18 protein-coding genes, 5 tRNA genes, 1 pseudogene and 1 riboswitch are annotated in these 21,364 nt (G+C 60.8%); of the genes and pseudogenes, 17 read left to right on the forward strand and 7 right to left on the reverse strand.

Going from position 1 to position 21,364, the window contains the following annotated elements:
* Positions 1–16: 16 nt before the first annotated feature.
* Genes astB through astE form a run of 3 tightly spaced genes read left to right on the forward strand, consistent with a single transcriptional unit; the run spans position 17 to position 2,692 of the window.
* Positions 17–1,366 carry an N-succinylarginine dihydrolase gene (gene astB / locus AC2CQI_RS28205; RefSeq protein ID WP_484578542.1) on the forward strand — a complete coding sequence of 450 codons (1,350 nt, stop codon included), beginning with the start codon at positions 17–19 and terminating at the stop codon, positions 1,364–1,366.
* Positions 1,367–1,380: 14 nt separating this feature from the next.
* The gene (locus AC2CQI_RS28210) at positions 1,381–1,671 is read left to right on the forward strand and encodes a topoisomerase II (protein ID WP_075802756.1); all 291 of its coding nucleotides are present in this window, start codon (positions 1,381–1,383) and stop codon (positions 1,669–1,671) included.
* 10 nt (positions 1,672–1,681) lie between these two features.
* The gene (gene astE, locus AC2CQI_RS28215; RefSeq protein WP_484578543.1) at positions 1,682–2,692 is read left to right on the forward strand and encodes a succinylglutamate desuccinylase; all 1,011 of its coding nucleotides are present in this window, start codon (positions 1,682–1,684) and stop codon (positions 2,690–2,692) included.
* Between the two features lie 134 nt (positions 2,693–2,826).
* On the opposite strand, the gene AC2CQI_RS28220 is transcribed toward astE, so the two are convergent.
* Positions 2,827–3,333 (reverse strand): 6,7-dimethyl-8-ribityllumazine synthase, encoded by a 507-nt coding sequence (locus AC2CQI_RS28220; RefSeq protein ID WP_484578544.1) that lies wholly within the window; start codon positions 3,331–3,333, stop codon positions 2,827–2,829.
* Between the two features lie 94 nt (positions 3,334–3,427).
* A riboswitch (FMN riboswitch) is annotated at positions 3,428–3,581 on the reverse strand.
* A 227-nt stretch (positions 3,582–3,808) separates the two neighbouring features.
* Here AC2CQI_RS28220 and alaS point away from each other — a divergent pair.
* The 8 genes from alaS (at position 3,809) to mgtE (ending at position 10,590) form a co-directional block, all read left to right on the forward strand.
* Entirely contained in the window at positions 3,809–6,433 is a 2,625-nt protein-coding gene (gene alaS, locus AC2CQI_RS28225; protein ID WP_484578545.1) for an alanine--tRNA ligase, read from the forward strand.
* 87 nt (positions 6,434–6,520) lie between these two features.
* On the forward strand, positions 6,521–7,756 hold the full coding sequence (locus AC2CQI_RS28230) for an aspartate kinase (RefSeq protein ID WP_075802752.1): 1,236 nt from the start codon (positions 6,521–6,523) through the stop codon (positions 7,754–7,756).
* A gap of 170 nt (positions 7,757–7,926) precedes the next feature.
* Positions 7,927–8,115: a carbon storage regulator CsrA gene (gene csrA / locus AC2CQI_RS28235; RefSeq protein WP_003175645.1), complete on the forward strand. Its 189-nt coding sequence runs from the start codon at positions 7,927–7,929 to the stop codon at positions 8,113–8,115.
* 72 nt (positions 8,116–8,187) lie between these two features.
* Positions 8,188–8,278, forward strand: a tRNA-Ser gene (locus tag AC2CQI_RS28240).
* A 108-nt stretch (positions 8,279–8,386) separates the two neighbouring features.
* A tRNA-Arg gene (locus tag AC2CQI_RS28245) sits at positions 8,387–8,463 on the forward strand.
* 76 nt (positions 8,464–8,539) lie between these two features.
* Positions 8,540–8,616 (forward strand) — tRNA-Arg (locus AC2CQI_RS28250).
* A 77-nt stretch (positions 8,617–8,693) separates the two neighbouring features.
* Positions 8,694–8,770, forward strand: a tRNA-Arg gene (locus tag AC2CQI_RS28255).
* A 377-nt stretch (positions 8,771–9,147) separates the two neighbouring features.
* Complete coding sequence (gene mgtE, locus AC2CQI_RS28260; protein WP_484578546.1) at positions 9,148–10,590, forward strand: magnesium transporter; 1,443 nt, start codon at positions 9,148–9,150, stop codon at positions 10,588–10,590.
* Between the two features lie 216 nt (positions 10,591–10,806).
* On the opposite strand, the gene AC2CQI_RS28265 is transcribed toward mgtE, so the two are convergent.
* Positions 10,807–11,133: an Arc family DNA-binding protein gene (locus tag AC2CQI_RS28265; protein WP_003254499.1), complete on the reverse strand. Its 327-nt coding sequence runs from the start codon at positions 11,131–11,133 to the stop codon at positions 10,807–10,809.
* Positions 11,134–11,473: 340 nt separating this feature from the next.
* On the opposite strand from AC2CQI_RS28265, the gene phnN reads away from it, so the two are divergent.
* Positions 11,474–12,076: a phosphonate metabolism protein/1,5-bisphosphokinase (PRPP-forming) PhnN gene (gene phnN / locus AC2CQI_RS28270; protein WP_484578547.1), complete on the forward strand. Its 603-nt coding sequence runs from the start codon at positions 11,474–11,476 to the stop codon at positions 12,074–12,076.
* On the opposite strand, the gene AC2CQI_RS28275 is transcribed toward phnN, so the two are convergent.
* Entirely contained in the window at positions 12,064–12,261 is a 198-nt protein-coding gene (locus AC2CQI_RS28275; RefSeq protein ID WP_484578548.1) for a hypothetical protein, read from the reverse strand. The two genes, phnN and AC2CQI_RS28275, sit on opposite strands and share 13 nt — an antisense overlap.
* 296 nt (positions 12,262–12,557) lie before the next feature.
* Between AC2CQI_RS28275 and AC2CQI_RS28280 the strand changes: the two genes are divergently transcribed.
* A tRNA-Arg gene (locus AC2CQI_RS28280) sits at positions 12,558–12,634 on the forward strand.
* Between the two features lie 706 nt (positions 12,635–13,340).
* Positions 13,341–13,556, forward strand: a pseudogene (locus AC2CQI_RS28285) (Fic family protein); the annotation flags it as partial.
* Positions 13,557–13,571: 15 nt separating this feature from the next.
* Here AC2CQI_RS28285 and AC2CQI_RS28290 read toward each other — a convergent pair.
* Genes AC2CQI_RS28290 through AC2CQI_RS28300 form a run of 3 tightly spaced genes read right to left on the reverse strand, consistent with a single transcriptional unit; the run spans position 13,572 to position 17,704 of the window.
* Positions 13,572–14,681: a polyamine ABC transporter substrate-binding protein gene (locus AC2CQI_RS28290; protein WP_484578549.1), complete on the reverse strand. Its 1,110-nt coding sequence runs from the start codon at positions 14,679–14,681 to the stop codon at positions 13,572–13,574.
* Positions 14,682–14,721: 40 nt separating this feature from the next.
* The gene (locus AC2CQI_RS28295; RefSeq protein ID WP_484578550.1) at positions 14,722–16,341 is read right to left on the reverse strand and encodes a D-aminopeptidase; all 1,620 of its coding nucleotides are present in this window, start codon (positions 16,339–16,341) and stop codon (positions 14,722–14,724) included.
* A gap of 46 nt (positions 16,342–16,387) precedes the next feature.
* On the reverse strand, positions 16,388–17,704 hold the full coding sequence (locus AC2CQI_RS28300) for an APC family permease (RefSeq protein WP_075802747.1): 1,317 nt from the start codon (positions 17,702–17,704) through the stop codon (positions 16,388–16,390).
* On the opposite strand from AC2CQI_RS28300, the gene AC2CQI_RS28305 reads away from it, so the two are divergent.
* The 3 genes from AC2CQI_RS28305 to AC2CQI_RS28315 all read left to right on the forward strand — a co-directional run bounded on the left by AC2CQI_RS28305 (position 17,601) and on the right by AC2CQI_RS28315 (position 19,910).
* Positions 17,601–18,017 carry a hypothetical protein gene (locus AC2CQI_RS28305; protein WP_484580688.1) on the forward strand — a complete coding sequence of 139 codons (417 nt, stop codon included), beginning with the start codon at positions 17,601–17,603 and terminating at the stop codon, positions 18,015–18,017. The genes AC2CQI_RS28300 and AC2CQI_RS28305 overlap by 104 nt on opposite strands.
* Positions 18,014–18,910: a LysR substrate-binding domain-containing protein gene (locus AC2CQI_RS28310; protein WP_075802746.1), complete on the forward strand. Its 897-nt coding sequence runs from the start codon at positions 18,014–18,016 to the stop codon at positions 18,908–18,910. Before AC2CQI_RS28305 ends, AC2CQI_RS28310 begins: the two co-directional genes overlap by 4 nt.
* 199 nt (positions 18,911–19,109) lie before the next feature.
* Positions 19,110–19,910 (forward strand): helix-turn-helix domain-containing protein, encoded by an 801-nt coding sequence (locus tag AC2CQI_RS28315; RefSeq protein WP_484578551.1) that lies wholly within the window; start codon positions 19,110–19,112, stop codon positions 19,908–19,910.
* A gap of 12 nt (positions 19,911–19,922) precedes the next feature.
* On the opposite strand, the gene AC2CQI_RS28320 is transcribed toward AC2CQI_RS28315, so the two are convergent.
* Entirely contained in the window at positions 19,923–21,272 is a 1,350-nt protein-coding gene (locus AC2CQI_RS28320) for an APC family permease (RefSeq protein ID WP_484578552.1), read from the reverse strand.
* Between the last annotated feature and the right edge of the window lie 92 nt (positions 21,273–21,364).

Consider the following 21,364-nt stretch of genomic DNA (forward strand, 5'->3'; position numbering starts at 1 on the left):
CACGGAGCCTTGACCGATGAAATCGTTTGAAGTGAATTTTGATGGGTTGGTCGGACCGACCCACAACTACGGTGGCCTGTCCTACGGCAACGTGGCCTCGCAGAGCAACAGCCAGCAGGGCTCGAACCCGCGTGAAGCGGCGCTGCAGGGCCTGGCCAAGATGAAGGCCCTGGCCGACATGGGCTTCCAGCAGGGCGTGCTGGCGCCGCAGGAGCGCCCGGACGTGGCAGCGCTGCGCAGCCTGGGCTTCAGCGGCAGCGATGCCGAAGTGATCCAGCGTGCGGCAAAAGAAGCCATGCCGCTGCTGGTCGCCAGCTGCTCGGCATCGAGCATGTGGGTGGCCAACGCCGCCACCGTCAGCCCGAGCGCCGACACCGCCGACGGCCGCGTGCATTTCACCGCCGCCAACCTGAACTGCAAGTACCACCGCAGCATCGAGCACCCGACCACCAGCCGCGTGCTGGGCGCCATGTTCGCCAATCAGCAGCACTTCGCCCACCACGCCGCGTTGCCGGCGGTGGCGCAGTTCGGTGACGAAGGCGCGGCCAACCACACCCGTTTCTGCCGTGCCTACGGTGAGCCTGGGGTCGAGTTCTTCGTCTTCGGTCGCAGCGCCTTCGACACCCGCTACCCGGCGCCGCAGAAATACCCTGCCCGCCAGACCCTGGAAGCCTCGCAAGCCGTGGCCCGCCTGCACGGCCTGAGCGATGACGGCGTGGTCTATGCTCAGCAGAATCCGGCAGTGATCGATCAGGGCGTGTTCCATAACGACGTGATCGCCGTAGGCAACGGCGAGGTGCTGTTCTATCACGAGGACGCCTTCCTCGAGACCGAGCGCGTTCTTGCCGAGCTGAAGGACAAGCTGGCCAAGCGGGGCGTCAACTTCAAGGCCATCTGCGTGCCACGGGCCCAGGTGACGGTGGAGGACGCGGTGCGTTCCTACCTGTTCAACAGCCAGCTGCTGTCCCGCGATGACGGTTCGATGCTGCTGGTGGTGCCGGAAGAATGCCGCAACAACGAGCGGGTCTGGGCCTACCTGAACGGCCTGACCGGCCAGAACGGGGCGATTTCCGAGGTGCGTGTCTTCGACCTCAAGCAGAGCATGCAGAACGGCGGTGGCCCGGCTTGCCTGCGGCTGCGTGTCGCGCTGAATGAAACGGAACTGGCGGCGGTCAATCCAGGGGTTATCATGACTGCCCCGCTGTACGACACCCTGACCCAATGGGTCGACAAGCACTACCGCGACCGCCTCGTCGAAAGCGACCTGGCCGATCCGCAACTGCTGGTGGAGTGCCGTACGGCTTTGGATGAGCTGACCCGGATTCTCAAGCTGGGCTCGGTCTATCCGTTCCAACTCAACCCCTGAAAGAGCACCTGAAAATGTCCGACGCCCTGCAACTGATCCTTGAAGACGAAGATGGCAACCAGCGCGAAGCCTCCACCAGCCGCTTTGCGGTGATCTGGCAGGGCAAGGAAGTGTGGATCCAGCAGGACGGCCGCGGTCAGTTGCTGATCGGCGTCGACGTCGAGGAAGGCGACAGCGAATACGCCAACCTGCTGCTGCGTCCGCTGGCGACCAACCTGGTCAGCCTGCAACTGGAAATGGAGCCGGCGGATGCCGGCGACGATGACGATCACGTCCACGGTCCCGATTGCGGACATCATCACTAAGGAAACGCCCATGCTCTCCCTCGGCAAACTGCTTGATCTGACCCTGGCCGGTCGCGAACCGGCCGAGAAGACCCAGGTGACGGTGCAGGGGGTACGCTTGCGCTGGCTGGCCGAGGGGGCGCTGGAAGTCTGCCCGCCGCAGGCCCGGGACAACGGGCTGGACTTGCTGTTGTCCGCCGGCATCCATGGTAACGAGACCGCGCCCATCGAGCTGCTCGACGATCTGATCGGGCGGATTGCCAAGGGTGAAGTTCATCCAAGGGCGCGGATCCTGTTCCTGTTCGGCAACCCCGAGGCGATGCGCAAGGGCGAGCGGTATATCGAGCAGGACGTGAACCGCCTGTTCAATGGCCGGCACGAGCTGTCCAGTGGTGCGGAGGCCCTGCGTGCCGGGGACCTCGAGCATCTGGCGGCGACCTTCTTCCGCGAGCCAAGACGCACCCGGCTGCATTACGACCTGCACACCGCGATCCGCGGCTCCAGGATCGAGCAGTTCGCCCTCTATCCCTACCAAGAAGGGCGCCAGCATTCCCGTCGCGAGCTGGCGCGCTTGCGCGCCGCCGGGATGGAAGCGGTGCTGCTGCAAAGCAAGACCTCGATCACCTTCACCGCCTACACCTATGAACAGCTGGGGGCCGAGGCCTTCACCCTGGAGCTGGGCAAGGCGCGGCCGTTCGGGCAGAACCAGCAGGTCAATCTGGAGCGCCTGGAGGCGCGGCTGATCCAGATCATCGAAGGCAAGGAGCCGGAGCAGGCTGATGAGCTGGATGGCCTGCAACTGTTCAGCGTGGCCCGGGAGATCATCAAGCACAGTGACAGCTTCCACCTGCATTTGCCGGCGGATATCGAGAACTTCTCGGAGCTGGCCAAGGGGTATCTGCTGGCGGAGGACCTGGCGGAAACCCGCTGGATCGTGGAGGAGGAGGGGGCGAGGATCATTTTCCCCAATCCCAAGGTGAAGAATGGATTGCGGGCGGGGATCCTGATCGTTCCGGCTTCGGCTGAAGGACTAGGCCAGTAGTACCGGCCTCATCGCTGGCAAGCCAGCTCCCATAGGGTTCTGCAGCGACTCGGACCCTGTGGGAGCTGGCTTGCCAGCGATGAGGCCGGAACAGACAACCAAAAAGGCCGCGGTATCAACCGCGGCCTTCTTGTTTACACCGCCACCTTCTGCGGCACTTCACTGCGGCGCAACGCCCGCAGCTTCAGCAGGGTATCGGCACAGGTATTCGCCGCTTCCTCGCCCTTCAGCACGAAATGCTCGAAGAAGAACTTCTGATGCTCGTCACCGGCATGGAAGTGATGCGGGGTCAGCACCACAGAGAACACCGGCACTTCGGTCTCCAGTTGCACCTGCATCAGCCCGCTGATCACCGACTGGGCGACGAACTCATGGCGGTACAGCCCGCCATCCACCACCAGGCCAGCGGCGACGATCGCGCCATAGCGGCCACTACGTGCCAGCAACTTGGCATGCAGCGGGATCTCGAAGGCGCCACCGACCTCATAGAAATCGATATCGCCCACCTGATAACCATGCTTGGCCATCTGCTCGACGAAGCCCTTGCGGCTCTGATCGACAATATCCTTGTGCCAGCAAGCCTGGACGAAGGCGATACGCTCGTTGCCGTGGGCTTTGCTGTCGATTGGGGTTGCTTGCATTGAAACGGACTCCTGTTTGTATGAGAAACAGGGCATCTGGATCGAAAGGGATGGTCGTTCGCGAAAATGCGGACGAACGGACACAAGGTGCCTATCCCGTTCTCTCTTCATCCGGACTGTGACCGTCGGCCCCGGAATCACACCGGGTCTGCTGACCTTGCAAAGCCTTGCCTGCAAGCGCTCGCGGGCTATGCGCGCTGGGCGCAATTACCGCCGGTGGGGAATTGCACCCCGCCCTGAGAACGTTGCCATCATGGGTGATGGCGGGGGATTTTGTAACATAGATTTTGCCGGAACGCATAGCCTGCTAATCAAATCGCCCCGATTAACCTTCTTTTCATCCGTCAATGGCGGTTTGCAGCGTATAAACCCACTACAACTGGCACGCAGGCTGGCTATAATGCGGCCCTTTGCCGTCGTTTTCGTCATTTGACGCGCACATTTGCCTCAGGCCGCCGTTTCCGTGGAAGAACCTATGAAAAGCGCAGAAATCCGTGAAGCCTTCCTTCGATTCTTCGAAGAGCAGGGACACACCCGAGTCGCCTCCAGCTCCCTGATTCCGGGCAACGACCCGACCCTGCTGTTCACCAACGCCGGGATGAACCAGTTCAAGGACTGCTTCCTGGGCCAGGAAAAGCGCGCCTACACCCGCGCCGTGAGCAGCCAGAAGTGCGTGCGTGCCGGCGGCAAGCACAACGACCTGGAAAACGTCGGCTACACCGCGCGTCACCACACCTTCTTCGAAATGCTGGGCAACTTCAGCTTCGGTGACTACTTCAAGCGCGACGCCATCACCTTCGCCTGGACCTTCCTGACCTCCGACAAGTGGCTGAACCTGCCGAAGGAGAAGCTCTGGGTCACGGTCTACGCCAGCGACGACGAAGCCTATGACATCTGGACCAAGGAAGTCGGCGTGCCAGCCGAGCGCATGGTTCGCATCGGCGACAACAAGGGCGCGCCATACGCCTCCGACAACTTCTGGACCATGGGCGATACCGGCCCGTGCGGCCCGTGCACCGAGATCTTCTACGACCACGGCGCCGACATCTGGGGCGGCCCACCCGGCTCGCCGGAAGAAGACGGCGACCGCTACATCGAGATCTGGAACAACGTCTTCATGCAGTTCAACCGCACCGCGGACGGCGTCCTGCACCCGCTGCCGGCGCCATCGGTGGACACCGGCATGGGCCTGGAACGCATCAGTGCGGTCCTCCAGCACGTCCACTCGAACTACGAGATCGACCTGTTCCAGAGCCTGCTGGCCGCTTCGGCCAAGGCCATCGGCTGCACCGACGAAGGCCAGCCTTCGCTGAAAGTGGTGGCCGACCATATCCGTTCCTGCGGTTTCCTGATCGCCGACGGCGTGGTGCCGTCCAACGAAGGCCGTGGCTACGTGCTGCGCCGCATCGTGCGTCGCGCCTGCCGTCACGGCAACAAGCTCGGCGCCAAGGGCAGCTTCTTCTACCAGATCGTCGCCGCGTTGGTGGCCGAGATGGGCGAAGCCTTCCCTGAGCTGAAATCCCAGCAGGCGCACATCGAGCGCGTGCTGAAGACCGAGGAAGAACAGTTCGCCAAGACCCTGGAACAGGGCCTGAAGATCCTCGAGCAGGACCTGACCGAGCTGAAAGGCAGCGTCATCCCGGGCGAAGTGGTGTTCAAGCTGTACGACACCTACGGCTTCCCGATGGACCTGACCGCCGACATCGCCCGCGAACGCGAGCTGAGCATCGACGAGGCAGGCTTCGAGCGTGAAATGGAAGCGCAGCGCGAGCGCGCCCGTTCCGCCAGCGCCTTCGGCCTGGACTACAACAGCCTGGTCAAGGTCGACGTCGACACCGAGTTCCTCGGCTACAGCGCCACCGAAGGCAACGCGAAGATCGTCGCCCTGTACAAGGACGGCCAGTCCGTCGAGCAACTGGGTGAAGGCGAGGAGGGCGTGGTGATCCTCGACCGCACCCCGTTCTACGCCGAATCCGGCGGCCAGATCGGTGACACCGGTTACCTGCAGGCCGGCGCTGCACGCTTCGACGTGCGCGACACCACCAAGACCGGTGGTGCCTTCCTGCACCACGGCGTGATCGCCAGCGGCAACCTGGTGGTGGGCGCCCAGGTCGAGGCCAAGGTCGATGCCGACGTGCAGAAAGCCACTGCGCTGAATCACTCCGCCACCCACCTGCTGCACGCTGCGCTGCGTCAGGTCCTGGGTGAGCACGTACAACAGAAGGGCTCCCTGGTGAACAGCCAGCGCCTGCGTTTCGACTTCAGCCACCCGGAAGCGGTCAAGCCAGAGCAGATCAAGCAACTGGAAGAGATCGTCAACCGCGAAGTGCGCAAGAACTCCGAAGTGCAGACCGAAGAGACCGATATCGACACCGCCAAGCAGAAGGGCGCCATGGCGCTGTTCGGCGAGAAATACGGCGACAGCGTGCGGGTCCTGAGCATGGGCGGCGACTTCTCGGTCGAGCTGTGCGGCGGTATCCACGCCAAGCGTACCGGTGATATCGGTCTGCTCAAGATCGTCAGCGAAGGTGGCGTGGCTTCCGGCGTGCGCCGTATCGAAGCGGTCACCGGTGCAGCGGCACTGGCCTACCTGAACGCCGCCGAAGAGCAGCTCAAGGAAGCTGCGCAACTGGTCAAGGGCAGCCGCGACAACCTGATCGACAAGCTCTCGGCCGTGCTGGAGCGCAACCGCCAGCTGGAGAAACAGCTGGAGCAGCTGCAGGCCAAGGCCGCCAGTGCCGCCGGTGACGACCTCGCCAACAGCGCGGTGGACGTCAAGGGCGTCAAGGTCCTGGCTGCGCGCCTGGACGGTCAGGACGGCAAGGCCCTGCTGGCCCTGGTCGACCAATTGAAGAACAAGCTCGGCCGCGCAGTGATCCTGCTCGGCAGTGTCCACGAAGAGAAGGTCGTACTGGTCGCCGGCGTGACCAAGGACCTCACCGGCCAACTCAAAGCCGGGGATTTGATGAAGCAAGCCGCTGCGGCGGTGGGTGGCAAGGGTGGCGGTCGTCCGGACATGGCGCAAGGCGGTGGCGTGGACGCCGCAGCGCTGGACACTGCACTGGCCCTGGCCGTGCCATTCGCAGAGCAGGGTGTCTGAGGCGCCGACGGCCCGTCGTCTAGTGACGGGCCGTCGGCGTTGTGTTTTGTTTATTGGGTGCCCTTCACGGGCTGAGGCGGCTTTGAAATGGCGTTGATCGTACAGAAATTTGGCGGCACCTCGGTCGGCACAATCGAGCGAATCGAGCAGGTTGCCGAAAAGGTCAAGAAATTCCGCGAAGCTGGCGATGACCTGGTGGTTGTACTGTCGGCGATGAGCGGCGAAACCAACCGCCTGATCGACCTGGCCAAGCAGATCAGCGATCAGCCGGTTCCGCGTGAACTGGACGTGATCGTGTCCACCGGTGAGCAGGTGACCATCGCCTTGCTCGCCATGGCACTGATGAAGCGTGGCGTTCCGGCGGTGTCCTACACCGGTAACCAGGTGCGGATTCTCACCGACAGCGCGCACAACAAGGCGCGCATCCTGCAAATCGACGACCAGAAGATCCGTGGCGACCTCAAGGCCGGCCGTGTGGTCGTGGTCGCGGGTTTCCAGGGCGTCGACGAGCAAGGCAACATCACCACCCTCGGTCGCGGTGGTTCCGACACCACCGGCGTGGCCCTGGCGGCGGCCCTGAAGGCTGACGAGTGCCAGATCTACACCGACGTGGATGGCGTCTACACCACCGACCCGCGCGTGGTGTCCCAGGCCCAGCGCCTGGACAAGATCACCTTCGAAGAGATGCTGGAAATGGCCAGCCTCGGTTCCAAGGTGCTGCAGATCCGTGCCGTCGAGTTCGCCGGCAAGTACAACGTTCCGCTGCGCGTGCTGCACAGCTTCCAGGAGGGTCCGGGTACCCTCATTACCATTGATGAAGAGGAATCCATGGAACAGCCGATCATTTCCGGCATCGCCTTCAACCGCGATGAAGCCAAGCTGACCATCCGTGGCGTACCGGATACCCCGGGCGTGGCTTTCAAGATCCTCGGCCCGATCAGCGCCGCGAACATCGAAGTCGACATGATCGTGCAGAACGTTTCGCACGATAACACCACCGACTTCACCTTCACCGTGCACCGCAACGACTACGAGAAGGCCATGGGCGTGCTGAAGAGCACCGCTGCCGAGATCGGCGCCCGTGAAGTGATTGGCGACACCAAGATCGCCAAGGTCTCCATCGTCGGTGTCGGCATGCGCTCCCATGCGGGTGTTGCCAGCCGCATGTTCGAAGCCCTGGCCAAGGAGAGCATCAACATCCAGATGATCTCCACTTCCGAGATCAAGGTCTCGGTGGTCATCGAAGAGAAGTACCTGGAGCTGGCTGTACGCGCTCTGCATACCGCCTTCGAGCTGGACGCTCCGGCGCGTTCGGGCGAGTAAGCGTTGTCCCCTGGGGCGCGGCCATGCCGCGCCCCTCTTTATTTGAGCCGGGTGCCTCCCTTCACCTAGTCAATACTCTGGCGTAGGCCCGTAGCCGTCCTGGTTGCAGTCCGAAGCCTGTTTCACCCACAGACTGTTGTCCCTGAACTGAATCCCCTGAGGAGTAACGTATGCTTATTCTGACTCGTAGGTGTGCCGAAAGCCTGATCATTGGCGATGGCGAAATCACCGTGACCGTGCTCGGCGTCAAAGGAAACCAGGTGCGCATTGGCGTCAATGCACCGAAGGAAGTGGCTGTACACCGCGAGGAAATCTACCTGCGGATCAAGAAAGAGAAGGACGAAGAACCAAGCCTTTAATTTTTCTCAGTTTTTTTTCAAAAAAGAGTTTGCAAACGGGGAAGGCTCTGGTTATTATACGCCCCGTGTTGCGGAGAGGTGGCCGAGTGGCCGAAGGCGCTCCCCTGCTAAGGGAGTATACCTCACAAGGGTATCGGGGGTTCGAATCCCCCCTTCTCCGCCATTATTCATGTAGGGCGCTGTAATCTGGCATGAATCACTAAGTCGTTGAAATTAAACGAAAAAGTGGTTGCAAAAACGATTTAGCGAACTATAATGCGCGGCTTCAAATGCACTCGTAGCTCAGCTGGATAGAGTACTCGGCTACGAACCGAGCGGTCACAGGTTCGAATCCTGTCGAGTGCACCATAGAGACGAAGCAAGTTTCACTGAAAGTTGCTTCAGCTTCAACCAGAGGTGATCTGGTCCATCAAGTACCAACCCTGCACTCGTAGCTCAGCTGGATAGAGTACTCGGCTACGAACCGAGCGGTCACAGGTTCGAATCCTGTCGAGTGCACCATACAAGACGAAGCAAGTTTCGCTGAAAGTTGCTTCAGCTTCAACCAGTGGTGATCTGGTTTATCAAATACCAACCCTGCACTCGTAGCTCAGCTGGATAGAGTACTCGGCTACGAACCGAGCGGTCACAGGTTCGAATCCTGTCGAGTGCACCATACAAAACGAAGAGCCCGCCTACATGGCGGGCTTTTTGTTTTCCGCGATTTGTTGATCCCGATAAATAATTTGTCACTCAATGCCAGCCGGCGCGTGCTAATTTTTCAGTAGTGCGTGTGCTTTTTCCTGGGCGCTCGCCGTCGCATTGATGGATTCGCGCGTTTGCCTACGGCGTTTTCGCAAACGATTGTTTTCACCGATATTTTCAGCCCTCAGACAGCTCAAGCGGTGTATGATTGCGCCCGTCAGCCCCGCCGGGGCTTGTGGAATACCACCATGGACTTACCCAGTAGTTACTTAAAAGCCTGTCTTGCCAATCACGATGTGACTGATTGATCCTCCCGGCGTGCTCTGCTGCTGGGAGTGGAGTTCGCCTATGACTGAAGTAGAAGCAAAGAAAACGCAGGAAAGCCTGCAGGACCGCCTCGCCCAGGTGGTCGAACTGCTGCAGCGTCAGCGCCTGGTCGAAGACCTGACCCACCGTCAGGAAGGCGCGCATAACGATCACGTAGAGAGTTTTGTCCACCGGCAGAACCTCGTCGAGCTGCAACGCAAGCTCGATGACCTGCACTCTGCCGACGTTGCCCACATTCTCGAAGCGCTGCCCCTGGATGACCGTCTGACCGTATGGCAGTTGGTCAAGGCCGAGCGCGACGGCGACATCCTCCTCGAAGTATCCGACTCGGTCCGCGAGACCCTGATCGCCGACATGGACGATCACGAACTGCTCGCCGCCGCCAAGGAGATGGACGCCGACGAACTCGCCGACCTCGCCCCCGAGCTGCCGCGGGACGTCGTCCACGAGCTGATGGAAACCCTCGACGCCCAGCAACGCGAGCGTGTGCGCTCGGCGCTGAGCTATGACGAGGAGCAGGTCGGTGCGCTGATGGACTTCGAGATGGTCACCATCCGCGAAGACGTCAGCCTGGAAGTGGTCCTGCGCTACCTGCGCCGGCTCAAGGAGCTGCCGAACCACACTGACAAACTCTTCGTCGTCGACTACGACGGCATCCTCAAGGGCGTGCTGCCGATCAAGCGTCTGCTGGTCAACGACCCGGACAAGCAGGTCGCCGAGGTCATGGCCGACGATCCGGTCAGCTTCCACCCCGACGAAGACGCCTACGACGCCGCCCAGGCCTTCGAACGTTACGACCTGGTATCGGCCCCGGTGGTCGACAAGAACGACCGCCTGATCGGCCGTCTGACCATCGACGAAATGGTCGACCTGATTCGTGAAGAAAGCGAAACCGAAGTGCTGAACATGGCCGGTCTGCGCGAGGAAGAAGACATCTTCGCCTCGGTCTGGCGTTCGCTGCGCAACCGTTGGGCGTGGCTGGCGATCAACCTGATCACCGCCTTCGTCGCCTCTCGGGTGATCGGCCTGTTCGAAGGCTCGATCGAGAAGCTGGTGGCCCTGGCGGCCTTGATGCCGATCGTTGCCGGTATCGGCGGCAACTCGGGCAACCAGACCATCACCATGATCGTCCGCGCCATGGCGCTGGACCAGGTCAGCCCCGGCAACACCACGCGCCTGATGCGCAAGGAACTGGCTGTCTCGCTGATCAACGGCCTGATCTGGGGTGGGGTGATCGGGGTGGTGGCCTTCCTGCTCTATGGCAGTTGGTCGCTAGGAGTGGTGATGACCGCCGCCATGACCCTCAACCTGCTGCTGGCGGCGTTCATGGGGGTGTTTATCCCGATGACCCTGGTGCGGATGGGGCGCGACCCGGCGATGGGGTCCAGTGTGATGATTACGGCTGTGACCGACAGTGGCGGGTTCTTCATCTTCCTGGGCTTGGCCACGCTGTTCCTGTTGTAAGCCATCGTCCAATCAGACAAGCCAGCTTCGCGCTGGCTTTTTTGTGCTTGGGCTTCAAGCTACAAGCTGCAAGTCATAAGAAGAAGCCTGTGGTGACGCGGACTGCTTTTTCTTGCCGCTTAAAGCTTGAGGCTTATAGCTCCCCAAAAAGCAAAACGCCCGGTGCAATCACTTGCACCGGGCGTTTTGCTCTGAATCGAGTTCAGCGAAGAAAGATCAGGAAGCGTCCGCAGCCATCTCGACGTCATGGGCGATCAGGGCAACCAGGGCGTTCTGCTGGCGGTGGGACAGTTGGCGGAAGCGTTGCAGCAGCTCGCGCTCATGCAGGGACAGTTCCGGGCTGTCCAGGCGCATGCTCAACTCGTCGCCCAGTGCGCCTTCCTGGATCAGGCTCTGTTCCAGGCGGGCAATGATCTCGGAGTTCATGCTGCGGTGGTGGTTACGCGCAACCTCGGCAATGCGCTCACGCATTCCGTCTGGGAGGCGGACGACGAATTTGTCTGCGGTGCGGCTTGAGTAGATAGCCTGTTTCATTGGGCGCATATAATTGACCGGTTTAGTTCAGGGGAAGCGGTTCTTGAAGTTGGCCGCGCGATGAGACTAGGACCATCGGAGCGGTCAAATGTTCAACCTGAATTGTGAATGAGGTCGCAATGATGCCTCATTGTCGCCGGTTCCTTGGCGTCAATTCTGTGACAAATATTGAACCGGGTGGAGGCTTTTTGCCAGTACCAATTATCAGAAATGAGCACTGGTTTGAAAAGTTGAAATTCGCCCTCTGGCCTGATTCAGCCACCTTTTTGACTGTCGAAACCGACCAGCGAAAAGGTAACGGAAACCGCCTAAAATACCTGCGCTTTTCCTATCTATGAGCATAGTGGCTATGCAGCATGACGCAAGCTCCGCGGCCCCGTCGCACTCTCGTGGCAGGCTGATATTCCTGATGGGGCCTTCGGGTTCCGGCAAGGACAGCGTGATCGATCACTCCAGACCGGCCCTTGCGGGGCTTGGCGTGGCGGTCGTGCGGCGGGTCATTACGCGCTCCGCCGAGGCGATCGGCGAAGAGGCGCATAGTGTAACGCTTGCGCAGTTCCTTTCGCTACGTGAACAGGGCGCGTTCGCCCTCGATTGGGAGGCCAACGGGCTGCGTTATGGCATTCCTGCCGAAATCGACGCCTGGCTGGCCGAAGGGCGCTGGGTGCTGGTCAATGGCTCCCGGGGGCATCTGCAGGAGGCCCGGGAAAAGTATTCCGACCTGTTACCGATCCTGATGACTGTTACCGCGGATGTCCTGCGCCATCGGCTGACAGTTCGTGGTCGGGAGTCGGAAGCCGAGATCGAGGAGCGTCTGGCCCGGAATCAACGGGTTTCTGGTGACCTGGGAGGCGATGTGCGTTACCTCGACAACTCCACCACCCTCGCCGAGGCGGCGCAGCGCCTGTTGGTCTTGCTAAGGGAAGCGGGCTTGCCGGCTCAGAACGAATAGCGTTCCTGCTCGTGCATGGGTGCGGGCTGGGCCCGGACTTCGGTCGCCTGACCCATCACAGCGGGGCGCGCTTGCATCGACGTGCGATAGTCCACGGAATGCACCGGAGTCTTGGCAGGCATCAGTCCCATGGCGAGCACGGCAGTCAGGGCCAGGGCGTTCAGGGCGAGCAGGGCGTGGGTCATGGTCGAGGTTCCGGGGCTGTTGGGTCGTGTGCATTCCGTTGATCTCTATGCAGCACGGGCCATGCCATTCGGTTCATTTTATTTTATCTTTTAAAATCAATTAGTTATGTGTTTTTGCGGAGGGTGTGTCCGTGCATCGTGCAATGATGGTCTCATGCCCCATTGCAAATTGCACGAGGCCACGCGGCGCCCCCTCGATTCTGGCAGGCAAAAAGCCCGATCCACGGAATGACAAATGCCTCCCCGCTGGTTAACATGCACGCCTTCCGCCGCGCGACGCCCGTTGCCGGCTCAGGGTCTCAGTAGCTCAATTGGATAGAGCATCCCCCTCCTAAGGGGAAGGTTGGCAGTTCGAACCTGCCCTGGGACACCACTACAATCAGGCAGCTAGCCTGGTTTTTCTCTGGCTGTCTCGACAGCGATATCTGTTTGGTCCCCACACTTGGTCCCCACCTTCGCCCTGCGCTGGAAACTTCAGAAAAAATCGGCATATTCGCGAAATCTGAACATTTTCGTCGTGCGCTGACGAAAATATCTGCGTGCCCAAGTTGATTGAAGGAAATAATCCATGCGCTAGCCGTCCCCCAAAGCAGGGGCAGCTACACCTCTTCTGAGGAGAGAAGGCCCGTCAGTAGATCGCATCAGGTCTGACAGTGCTTGTCATGACTTTTCTGGCGCCCTTGAGATCGAGCGCCGTCCGCACGGCGCTTCGCGAGCAAGCTCGCTCCCACATTTGTTGCAACGTACCTATGCCTGTCAGGCCATGGTTGACTGCCTTGTTGGTTCGACGCAATACCGGGTCGACCCCAACAGCCTCCCCACGATACATCGCCGAGCCTCCAAAGGCTGACAATGGAGATCTCACAGGCCATGGCGCGTTGCAACAAATGTGGGAGCGAGCTTGCTCGCGAAGCGCCGCGCGGGCGGCGCTCGATCTGGAGAACGCTGAAGATCTATCGGCTTGCGTCTGGTAGCCATCATGCGGTCTCTCGACAAGCGACCTGGGGTCACCACTGGTCTTCGGAAAAGATGTGTAGATACCCATGCTCCCAGCGACGAGCACCTGCAGAGGATGACTCGGCTTCGTGTTCATTCAACCTTTCATGAATGGCAACGGGCGATTGTCCCGCTTTCTGATCCATCACGCTCTCTGCCAAAGCGCTGCCCTGGAGAACGGGCTGCTGCTCCCGGTCTCGGTAGCGATGAAGCGTGAGGAGCGTATGTACCTGGAGGCGCTGCAGGCGTTCTCCAGGCCGGTCCGGGAGTTCTGGCAGGTCAACTGGATCGATTTCGAACAGTACGGGTGTATCTCAAACCCCCGTCTTGATGGCACTCCATACCCGTGTCCGAATGCGCTCGATCTTCAGGGGCAGGGGATGCAGCGGGAACAGGGTTTCCATCACCTGCGCCGAAGGATAGGCCGTTTGGCTCTCGCGCAGTTTCAGATCCAGCAAAGGCCTGGCATCCAAATTGGCATTGGGATAGCCGAGGAAATTGGAGCTGCTGGCGATGACTTCGGGCTTCATCATGTAGTTGATGAAGGCAAGGCCCTGGTCCGGGTGGGGGGCATCGCTGAGCATGACCAGGCTTTCCATCCAGATTGGCGCACCTTCCTTGGGAATGCTGTATTCCACCTTGCGATCGCTGCCGGCATGTTCGATCGCGACTTGCGCATCATGCACGCCGCCACTCCAGCTGATTGCCACGCAGATGTCGCCATTCGACAGGTCGGTAACGAACTTCGAAGAGTCGAAGTAGCGAATATGGGGACGAATCTTCAAGAGCAGTGCCTGCGCCTTTTTGTAGTCGTCGGCGTTTTCGCTCTCGGGGGGCAGGTCTAGATAGTGCAACGCGATCGGGATGATCTCGCTGGGAGAGTCCAGCACCGCAACACCGCATTGGGCGAGCCTGGCAATGTTCTCTTCCTTGAAGATCAGGTCCCATGAGTTCACCGGTGCATCCGGGCCAAGGGCTTTCTTCACCAGTTCGGCGTTGTAACCGATGCCTGTAGTGCCCACCAGATAGGGTACGGCATAGCGGTTGCCGGGGTCGTTGACCTCCATTTTCTTCATAAGCGCCGGGTCCATGTGGCTCCAGTTGCCAAGCTGGTTGCGGTCCAGGGCTTTCAAGGCGCCTGCCTTGATCATGTTGGGCAGCGTGTAGTCAGTCGCAACAACCACGTCGTAACCGGTTTTGCCCACCATGACCTTGCTCTGCATGACTTCGGAACTGTCGAATGAGTCGAGCAACACGCCCACTCCAGTCTCCTGCTCAAATTTTCTGGGCGTGTCGGGGTGGATGAAGTCGTACCAGTTATAGAGGTGGACGCTTGGCTTGGCAGCCTCGGCCGCGACCGCGACGCCCATGGTTACGGGCAGCAGCAGGGCCAGTCCGAGCTTCATGAACTTGTAGGGTTTCATAGTGATGCTCCTGGTATCGATGTGGGGTGTGCGTGGTGTTTCAGTACCTGGCGGGGGGCGCCGCCGAATGGGTTCGAACGTACTTGAGCTGGCGGGCTAGCCAGCAGCCAACGGTGACCGTTGCAATGCTGCCGTCCGGATCGCGTTCGAATACCAGGGTCCAGTCGCCCGGTGCGGGCGCATCCATGCCACGCGGGCATTTCAGCGCCCAGGTGTCGTGGCCCAGCGGGTGCATGAGATGGGCGGGGCCGGAGCCCAGAAAACCTTCGAATGCACCGAACAACACGCCACCCGCGGCGTCGCACAGGAGCATCGAGTCGATCTCCGCGCAACGGTAGACGCCGACGAGTTCTTCGGTTGATTCCTGCACCGCGGGCTCTGGCAATCTGTCGGCGTGGAGGATCTGGTTGTCTTCCAGACGGTACAGAACGATCCGGTCTCCTTTGAGCTCGGCGATCATTTCCCGTGAGCGGGCCCGATAAGGAGTCTCGAAGACCAACGACTCGGCAAAACCCGCATAGGTAATCGATAGTGTTCCGTCGCTGCCGACCACTGCGCTGATTGCCAGCTTCGAGTAGGGATCCAGGTAGATGCCTGTCCACCGAGAGTCGGCGGTCAGGCATGTTGCCTCGGCTTGCCCGATTTCCAGAACCTGACGCAGCAGATGCTCCGCGAGCGCCGTGGCATCGGCCTGATGGTTCAGCATGACGATGATGGACAGGTGCTCGTCCGGGGCGTGCAACCGATGCAGCCGATAGCCACGCAGCGCTCCGCCATGCCCGAGGGTTTTTCTGCCCTCGATATCGACGTGAGCAAATCCATTGCCGTAGGGCGCGGGGTTGCCGTCATTGAAAACGGGTCGTTCGGCGAGTTGGCGATAGAGGCTCGAAGGGGCTGTCCACTCTCGGTGCAGGTACTGTTCGTAGGCGATCATGTCCATCAGAGACGCCACCACGCCGGCGTCTCCTGACCACTGGACCTGGTTGCGCGCTGGTACATAGCCCTGTTGCGCATCACCTTCATGACCTACGCAAGGTCGGGGATGCTCCGCCGTAGTGGAGCAAAAGAGCGCAGTCTTCATGCCTGCGGGGTCAAAGATCCGTTCTGCCAGCAGGCTGGCAAGGGTTTGCCCGCTCACCGTTTCGACGAGCCGGGCAAGGATATGGAAGTTGGTATTGGAGTAGGCGTATTGGGCTCCAGGGGCGAAATGAGTCTCCCCGATCCTGGCCATTGCGTGCCTGGCGTCCTCATCGAGGGTGAAGCGCCCCTCTGGATGAGCACCCCAGAGCATTGACATCGCCCAGTAGTCGCGGATGCCCGACTGGTTGTTGCACAGATGCGCCAGGTCGGGATGGGCAGCGCTGTCCATCGCAAGCAGTGCCGGCAGGGCGGCCGTAAAAGCGCCAGCGTCGAGTCCCTGTTTTTGCATTTCGAGGGTGGGTTGCCGCTCCAGGGATTTGAGAACGGCACACACCATCTGTTTTGAAATCGAACAGATTGGCATCAGTGTCTCTTCGGTCATTGCGACGCGTCGATCGATGTCGGCCATGCCCCATGCGTGTTTCCCCAGGATCTTGCCGTCGCGCACGACCGCGACGGTGCCGCCGGGACCACGAAAAGCGCTGGGGAGTGTCTGCAACAGGTGTTCGATGTTCGGCATTGAATCCAGGTCTCTCGGCATTTTTCGGGAGCGCACGCCAGCGGCGCTAGAGTTGTTGGAACGCAGGGCTGAAGCGTCCATAGGCGCTGTAGAGAATCACCGAGGCGGCAAGCATTGCGACCATGATCATGATGTCGTGCGCTGACGCTCCGAGCAGAAGCTGCAGCAGCAAGGCGGCCGAACCTGCGACCGCAAGTACTGCGGGAATCGGCCAGAGCGGCATGCGGTAGGGGTGCTCGCGATCGGCACATACGGCGCGGCTGAAAAGTGCGGCCAGCCCCACGATCAGGTAGACCGCTATCAGCAGCAGTACGGTGAAGGAGGTCAGCTCTTCCAGGTTCGAGGAAAATGTCAGTGCGGCCGACGGAACACCCAGAAACAGCGTGGCCAGCCAAGGCGAATCCCAGCGTGGATGGATGCGTGTAAATGCGCGGTTCAGCGCTGGTGTCCAGAGTTCGTCCCGGCCGCTGCTGAAAATCACCCGGCTGGATTGCACGACGATGGCCACGATGGCGTTGAACACCGACAGAAAGATCGCGGCCGCGATCAGCTTCGACAGTGTCGGATTACCGTGGGCCGCCAGCAGGTAGCCGATAGGATCAGGACTGGCGATCAGTGCCTCGAGCGATGGTGCACCGATCAGCAGGGCTGCCATGGGCAGGAGCTCGATGCCAAGCACCAGGGCCAATGACCACAGCACCGCTCGATGGACTTGCCGGCCGCCACATTTCATATCTTCCGAGAGAAGAACTGCCCCGCCGAACCCGTTGTAGGCGAACAGGGCGGTACCCATGGCCCCAAGCACCAGGGTCCAGCTGGCTGGCGACAGGAGTCCGCCCTCGACGATCTGGGGCGTGATCAGCACGCTGACCGGCTGGGACGCATTGGCAAAGCCAAGCATGACGATCACGGCCAGGGCGATGATTTCGGTGGCGAGAAATACCCCGGTGATCCAGGCATTCACGCGGATGTTCAAAATGCCCAGCAAGTAACTCGCAACAACGATGACGAGTCCCGTCGAAGTCGTTTCGAATTGGGTGCCAAGCGCTGAATTAAGGTAGGTCGCTGCGCCGGTTGCCAGCACCGGCGGAATGAACAGCAGCATCACGATCACAGTGATGAAAGTGCAGTAGCCCGCCAGACCACCGAATACCCGCTTGGCATACACGTATTCGCCGCCCGCAGAGTTATGGGCGCGGCCCAGTTCCGCATAGCACCAGGCGAACATCAGCGCGAGCACACCGGCCAGGGCGAAGGACATGAATGCGCCGCTTCCCGCTCCTTGTATTGCAAAAGGTGCGATCACGAAGAGCGAACTGGCAGGGGTGATCGAGGAAACCGTAATGGCAACGGCATCTGTCACGCCGAGACTTTTTTTGAGTGCGCCATTGGACGCAGATGTAGCGCTCATGAATGTTTCTCGTTATTTATTCTTGAAAATCAGGGAAACGGTGCCCATCCGCCCGCACTGGGCGATCGACATTGGAGGGCAGGGAAGTCTTGATTTGTTGTTGTTATCGCTTGTGCGGTTGATTGACTCGCGGCGGGGGACAAGGCCTAGTATTGTTGATTTTTTTAACACTACAATCGAAAAAAACTGGGTGTTCCAGGTCAGTTTTTATCAACAATTGTCGATGGGAAGAGGCGGCAGCATTGCTTCCGGGAGCCTGAAATGAGTGTCCATTATCCGTCCATCACCGCGCTGCGGGCCTTGGATGCCGTAGCTCGGCTGGGTTCGGTGGCTGAAGCCGCGCAGGCCCTGAGCCTGACCCGCGGAGCCGTCAGCCGAAGCATCACGCTGCTTGAAGAGAGGCTCGATTTCGAGCTGACCGAGCGCTCAGGGCGGGGAATAAAATTGACACCCAGGGGCGAACAGTACGCCCTCGACATCCGCGAGATCCTCGCTGAATTGCTGCTCGCGGGAAAAAACCGAAATGACGACGTTGTTGCGGGGCGCCTCTGCGTTAGTTGTACGCCGGGGTTTTCCAATTTCTGGCTCTGTCGCTACATCGGCGAGTTCGCCAGGCAGAACCCCAAGGTCCAGTTGCAGATTCTTTCGCCAAGAGCCATGGACGATACCAGTGCAAGCGATGCCGATCTCTTCATCGCTTATGGTACTGGCGACTGGCCTGGACAGGTCAGTGAGCTGTTGATTGCGCTGCGGGACTTTCCTGTTTGCAGTCCGCGCTTGTTCAATAGCATGGGGCGACTCAAGGAGGCTGCGGATCTGGCGTCGTTCCCGTTGCTTCACATGAAGGACTCCGTCGATTGGCGGCGCTGGCTTACAGTGGCTGGTGCAGGGGAGGTCCAGGCGGATGCCGGGGTCATCTTCGCTGATGCAACGTCTGCGATTTCGGCCTGCATCGCGGCACAAGGCGTTGCGATGGGGGATGTTCTGTTATGCGGGGACGCGCTGGATCAAGGAACGCTGGTCCGCCCGTTCGAAATCGAAATTCCGGCCAACCGCAGCTATTACATCGTGGCCGAGCCGGACAGGCTTGAGCGTCCGGTCGTTCGTGCGTTCATTCACTGGTTGAGGGTGAAAGTCGCCGAGAGTACCCAACGTTGACCGCAGGCCAGGGGATCCGGGATGTGAGTCTGCGTAGCCCGACCGAACCTCACCCCAACGGGTGATACCCCCACCATCCCCACCCATGTCACCATCCACCCCAGCGGAACTACTACCCTGGCCGGATGCCTGAAGCCCAGTTCGGACGACGACACACGTGCAGATCGATCAGCTCTCATCACCCCCCTGGTTCGCGGCGATGGCCAAGGTGACCAGTGCCCTCGGCGCGTCCGGCTTCGCCAGGGCGTTGTTCGAGGCCCTGGCGCTGGTCGGCCCGATCAAGGCCACGACCGTCTATCTCTACCCCCGCGAAGGCCTGCCCTCGGCCTGGTTCGAAGGCGACGGCCCCGGCCCTTGGCGCCCGGAAGGCAATGTCCGGCGCTACCTTTCCGGCTTCTACCTGCTCGATCCGTTCCACCAGGCCTGCATCGAGAACACGCCTTCGGGCTGCTACGCCCTGGCCGATGTCGCCCCCGATCATTTCAAGCTCAGCGAGTACTACCTGGCCTTCTACCGCCACTCCCACCTCGAGGACGAGATCAACTACATCCTGCAGTTGAACGACGATCTGTGCCTGGCCGTGTCCCTGGCGTTTACCGACGAGCTGGACGAGTCGGTGAAAGCCCGCTTCAAATGCATCAGCCCCTGGATCCTGGCGGTATTGGCCAAGCATTTCGACGGTTACCAGGGCCGTGGCGGACGGGTCGAGAAGGTCTGGGAGCAACGCGTCCATGCGGCCCTGAGCAACTTCGGTTCGTCCCTGCTGACCGAGCGCGAATGCAAGATCGCCCAGATGATCCTCCGTGGCCACTCGACCCGCTCCCTGGCCGAGCGCCTCGGTGTGTCGGAAGACACCATCAAGTCCCATCGCAAGCATGTCTACGCCAAGCTCGATATCGGCACCCAGTCCGAGTTGTTTTCCCTGTTCATCGACGCCCTGGCCAATGCCCAGGGCGTGCTTGGCCAGGATCCGCTCGAAGGCTATATGACCAAGCGCTAGGTTTTTCCCGGTTCAGTCCGCCATCTGCAATTCCGGCAGCTTGACCCGGAACGCCCGGGTCAGCCCCAGCAAGAACACCACGCCCAGCCCCATCCAGCACAGGCCGATGGCGAAGGACATGCTCGACAGGCTGGTCCACAACCACAGCGTACTGAGGAAGCCCAGCCCCGGAATCACTCCATAGCGCAGGCAGTTCGCCGTGCCGCGCAGTTTCTGGTCGGCCAGGTAGTGCTTGACCACCGCCAGGTTGACCGCCGAGAAGGCGAACAGCGCGCCGAAGCTGATCATGTTGGCGACCGTATCCAGGCTGATCACCAGCGCACTCAACGAGACCAGGCCGACCACCATGATGGCGAAGGCCGGTACGCGCTTTTTCGTTACCAACTGGCCGAAGACACGGGGCAGGGCGCCGTCGCGGCCCATGGCGAACAGCACCCGCGAGACGCTGGCCTGGGAGACCATCGCCGAGGCGAAGCAGCCGGCGACATAAGTGGCGGTGAAGGCGTTGGCGAGGATCTGACCGCCGGCGCTTTTCATCACATCCACCGGCGCCGAGTCGGGGTCGGCGAAGCTGTTCCAGTCCGGGTGCACCAGTTGGGCGAAGTAGGACACCACGAGGAACAGCAGGCCGCCGCTGAGGGACACCGCCATGATCGCCCGGGGAATGCGTCGGGTCGGGTCGGTGGTTTCCTCGGCCAGGGTCGACACCGCGTCGAAGCCCACGAACGACAGGCACAGCACCGCAGCGCCGGCCATGATCGCCGAGCCGCTGAAGCCTTCGTGGTAGAAGGGCGCGGTCAGCGACACGGGCTCGGCCTGGGCCGCCACGCTGTTGATCGACAGCGCGACGAACACCACGATGAACACCAATTGCGCCGCCACCAGTATCCAGTTGACCCGGGTCACCGACTCGATGCCGATCAGGTTGAGGAAGGTCACCACGCTGATCGAGCCGAGCACCCAGACCCAGGCGTGGATGTTAGGGAAGTACTCGGACATGTAGATGCCGATCAGCAGGTAGCTGAGCAGCGGCAGGAAGATGTAGTCGAGCAGCAGGGTCCAGCCGGCCATGAACCCGGCGTGGGCGCCGAAGGCCTTGCGCGTGTAGGTGTAGACCGAGCCGGAGTAGGGATGGGCCTGGACCATGCGCCCGTAGCTGTAGGCAGTGAACAGCATGGCGCCGAGGGTCAGCAGGTAGGCAGTGGGCAGGTGGCCCTTGGTGGTCTGGGCGACCAGCCCGTAGGCGGAAAACACCGCCAGGGGCACCATGTAGGCGAGGCCGAAAAGCACGAGAGCGGTCATGCCCATGGATTTGCGAAAGCGTGAGGTGGAATGCGCAGCGGTTGTAGTTGTTGTATGCATTGCTGACTCCTGAAAACAGTTTCAAAGAGCGACGCGGACCCTGTGGGAGCGGGTCCCTGCGAAGGCTTTAGAGGGAGGAGGGAGCTGGAGGG

The organism is Pseudomonas sp. P2S-1 (assembly GCF_057197725.1).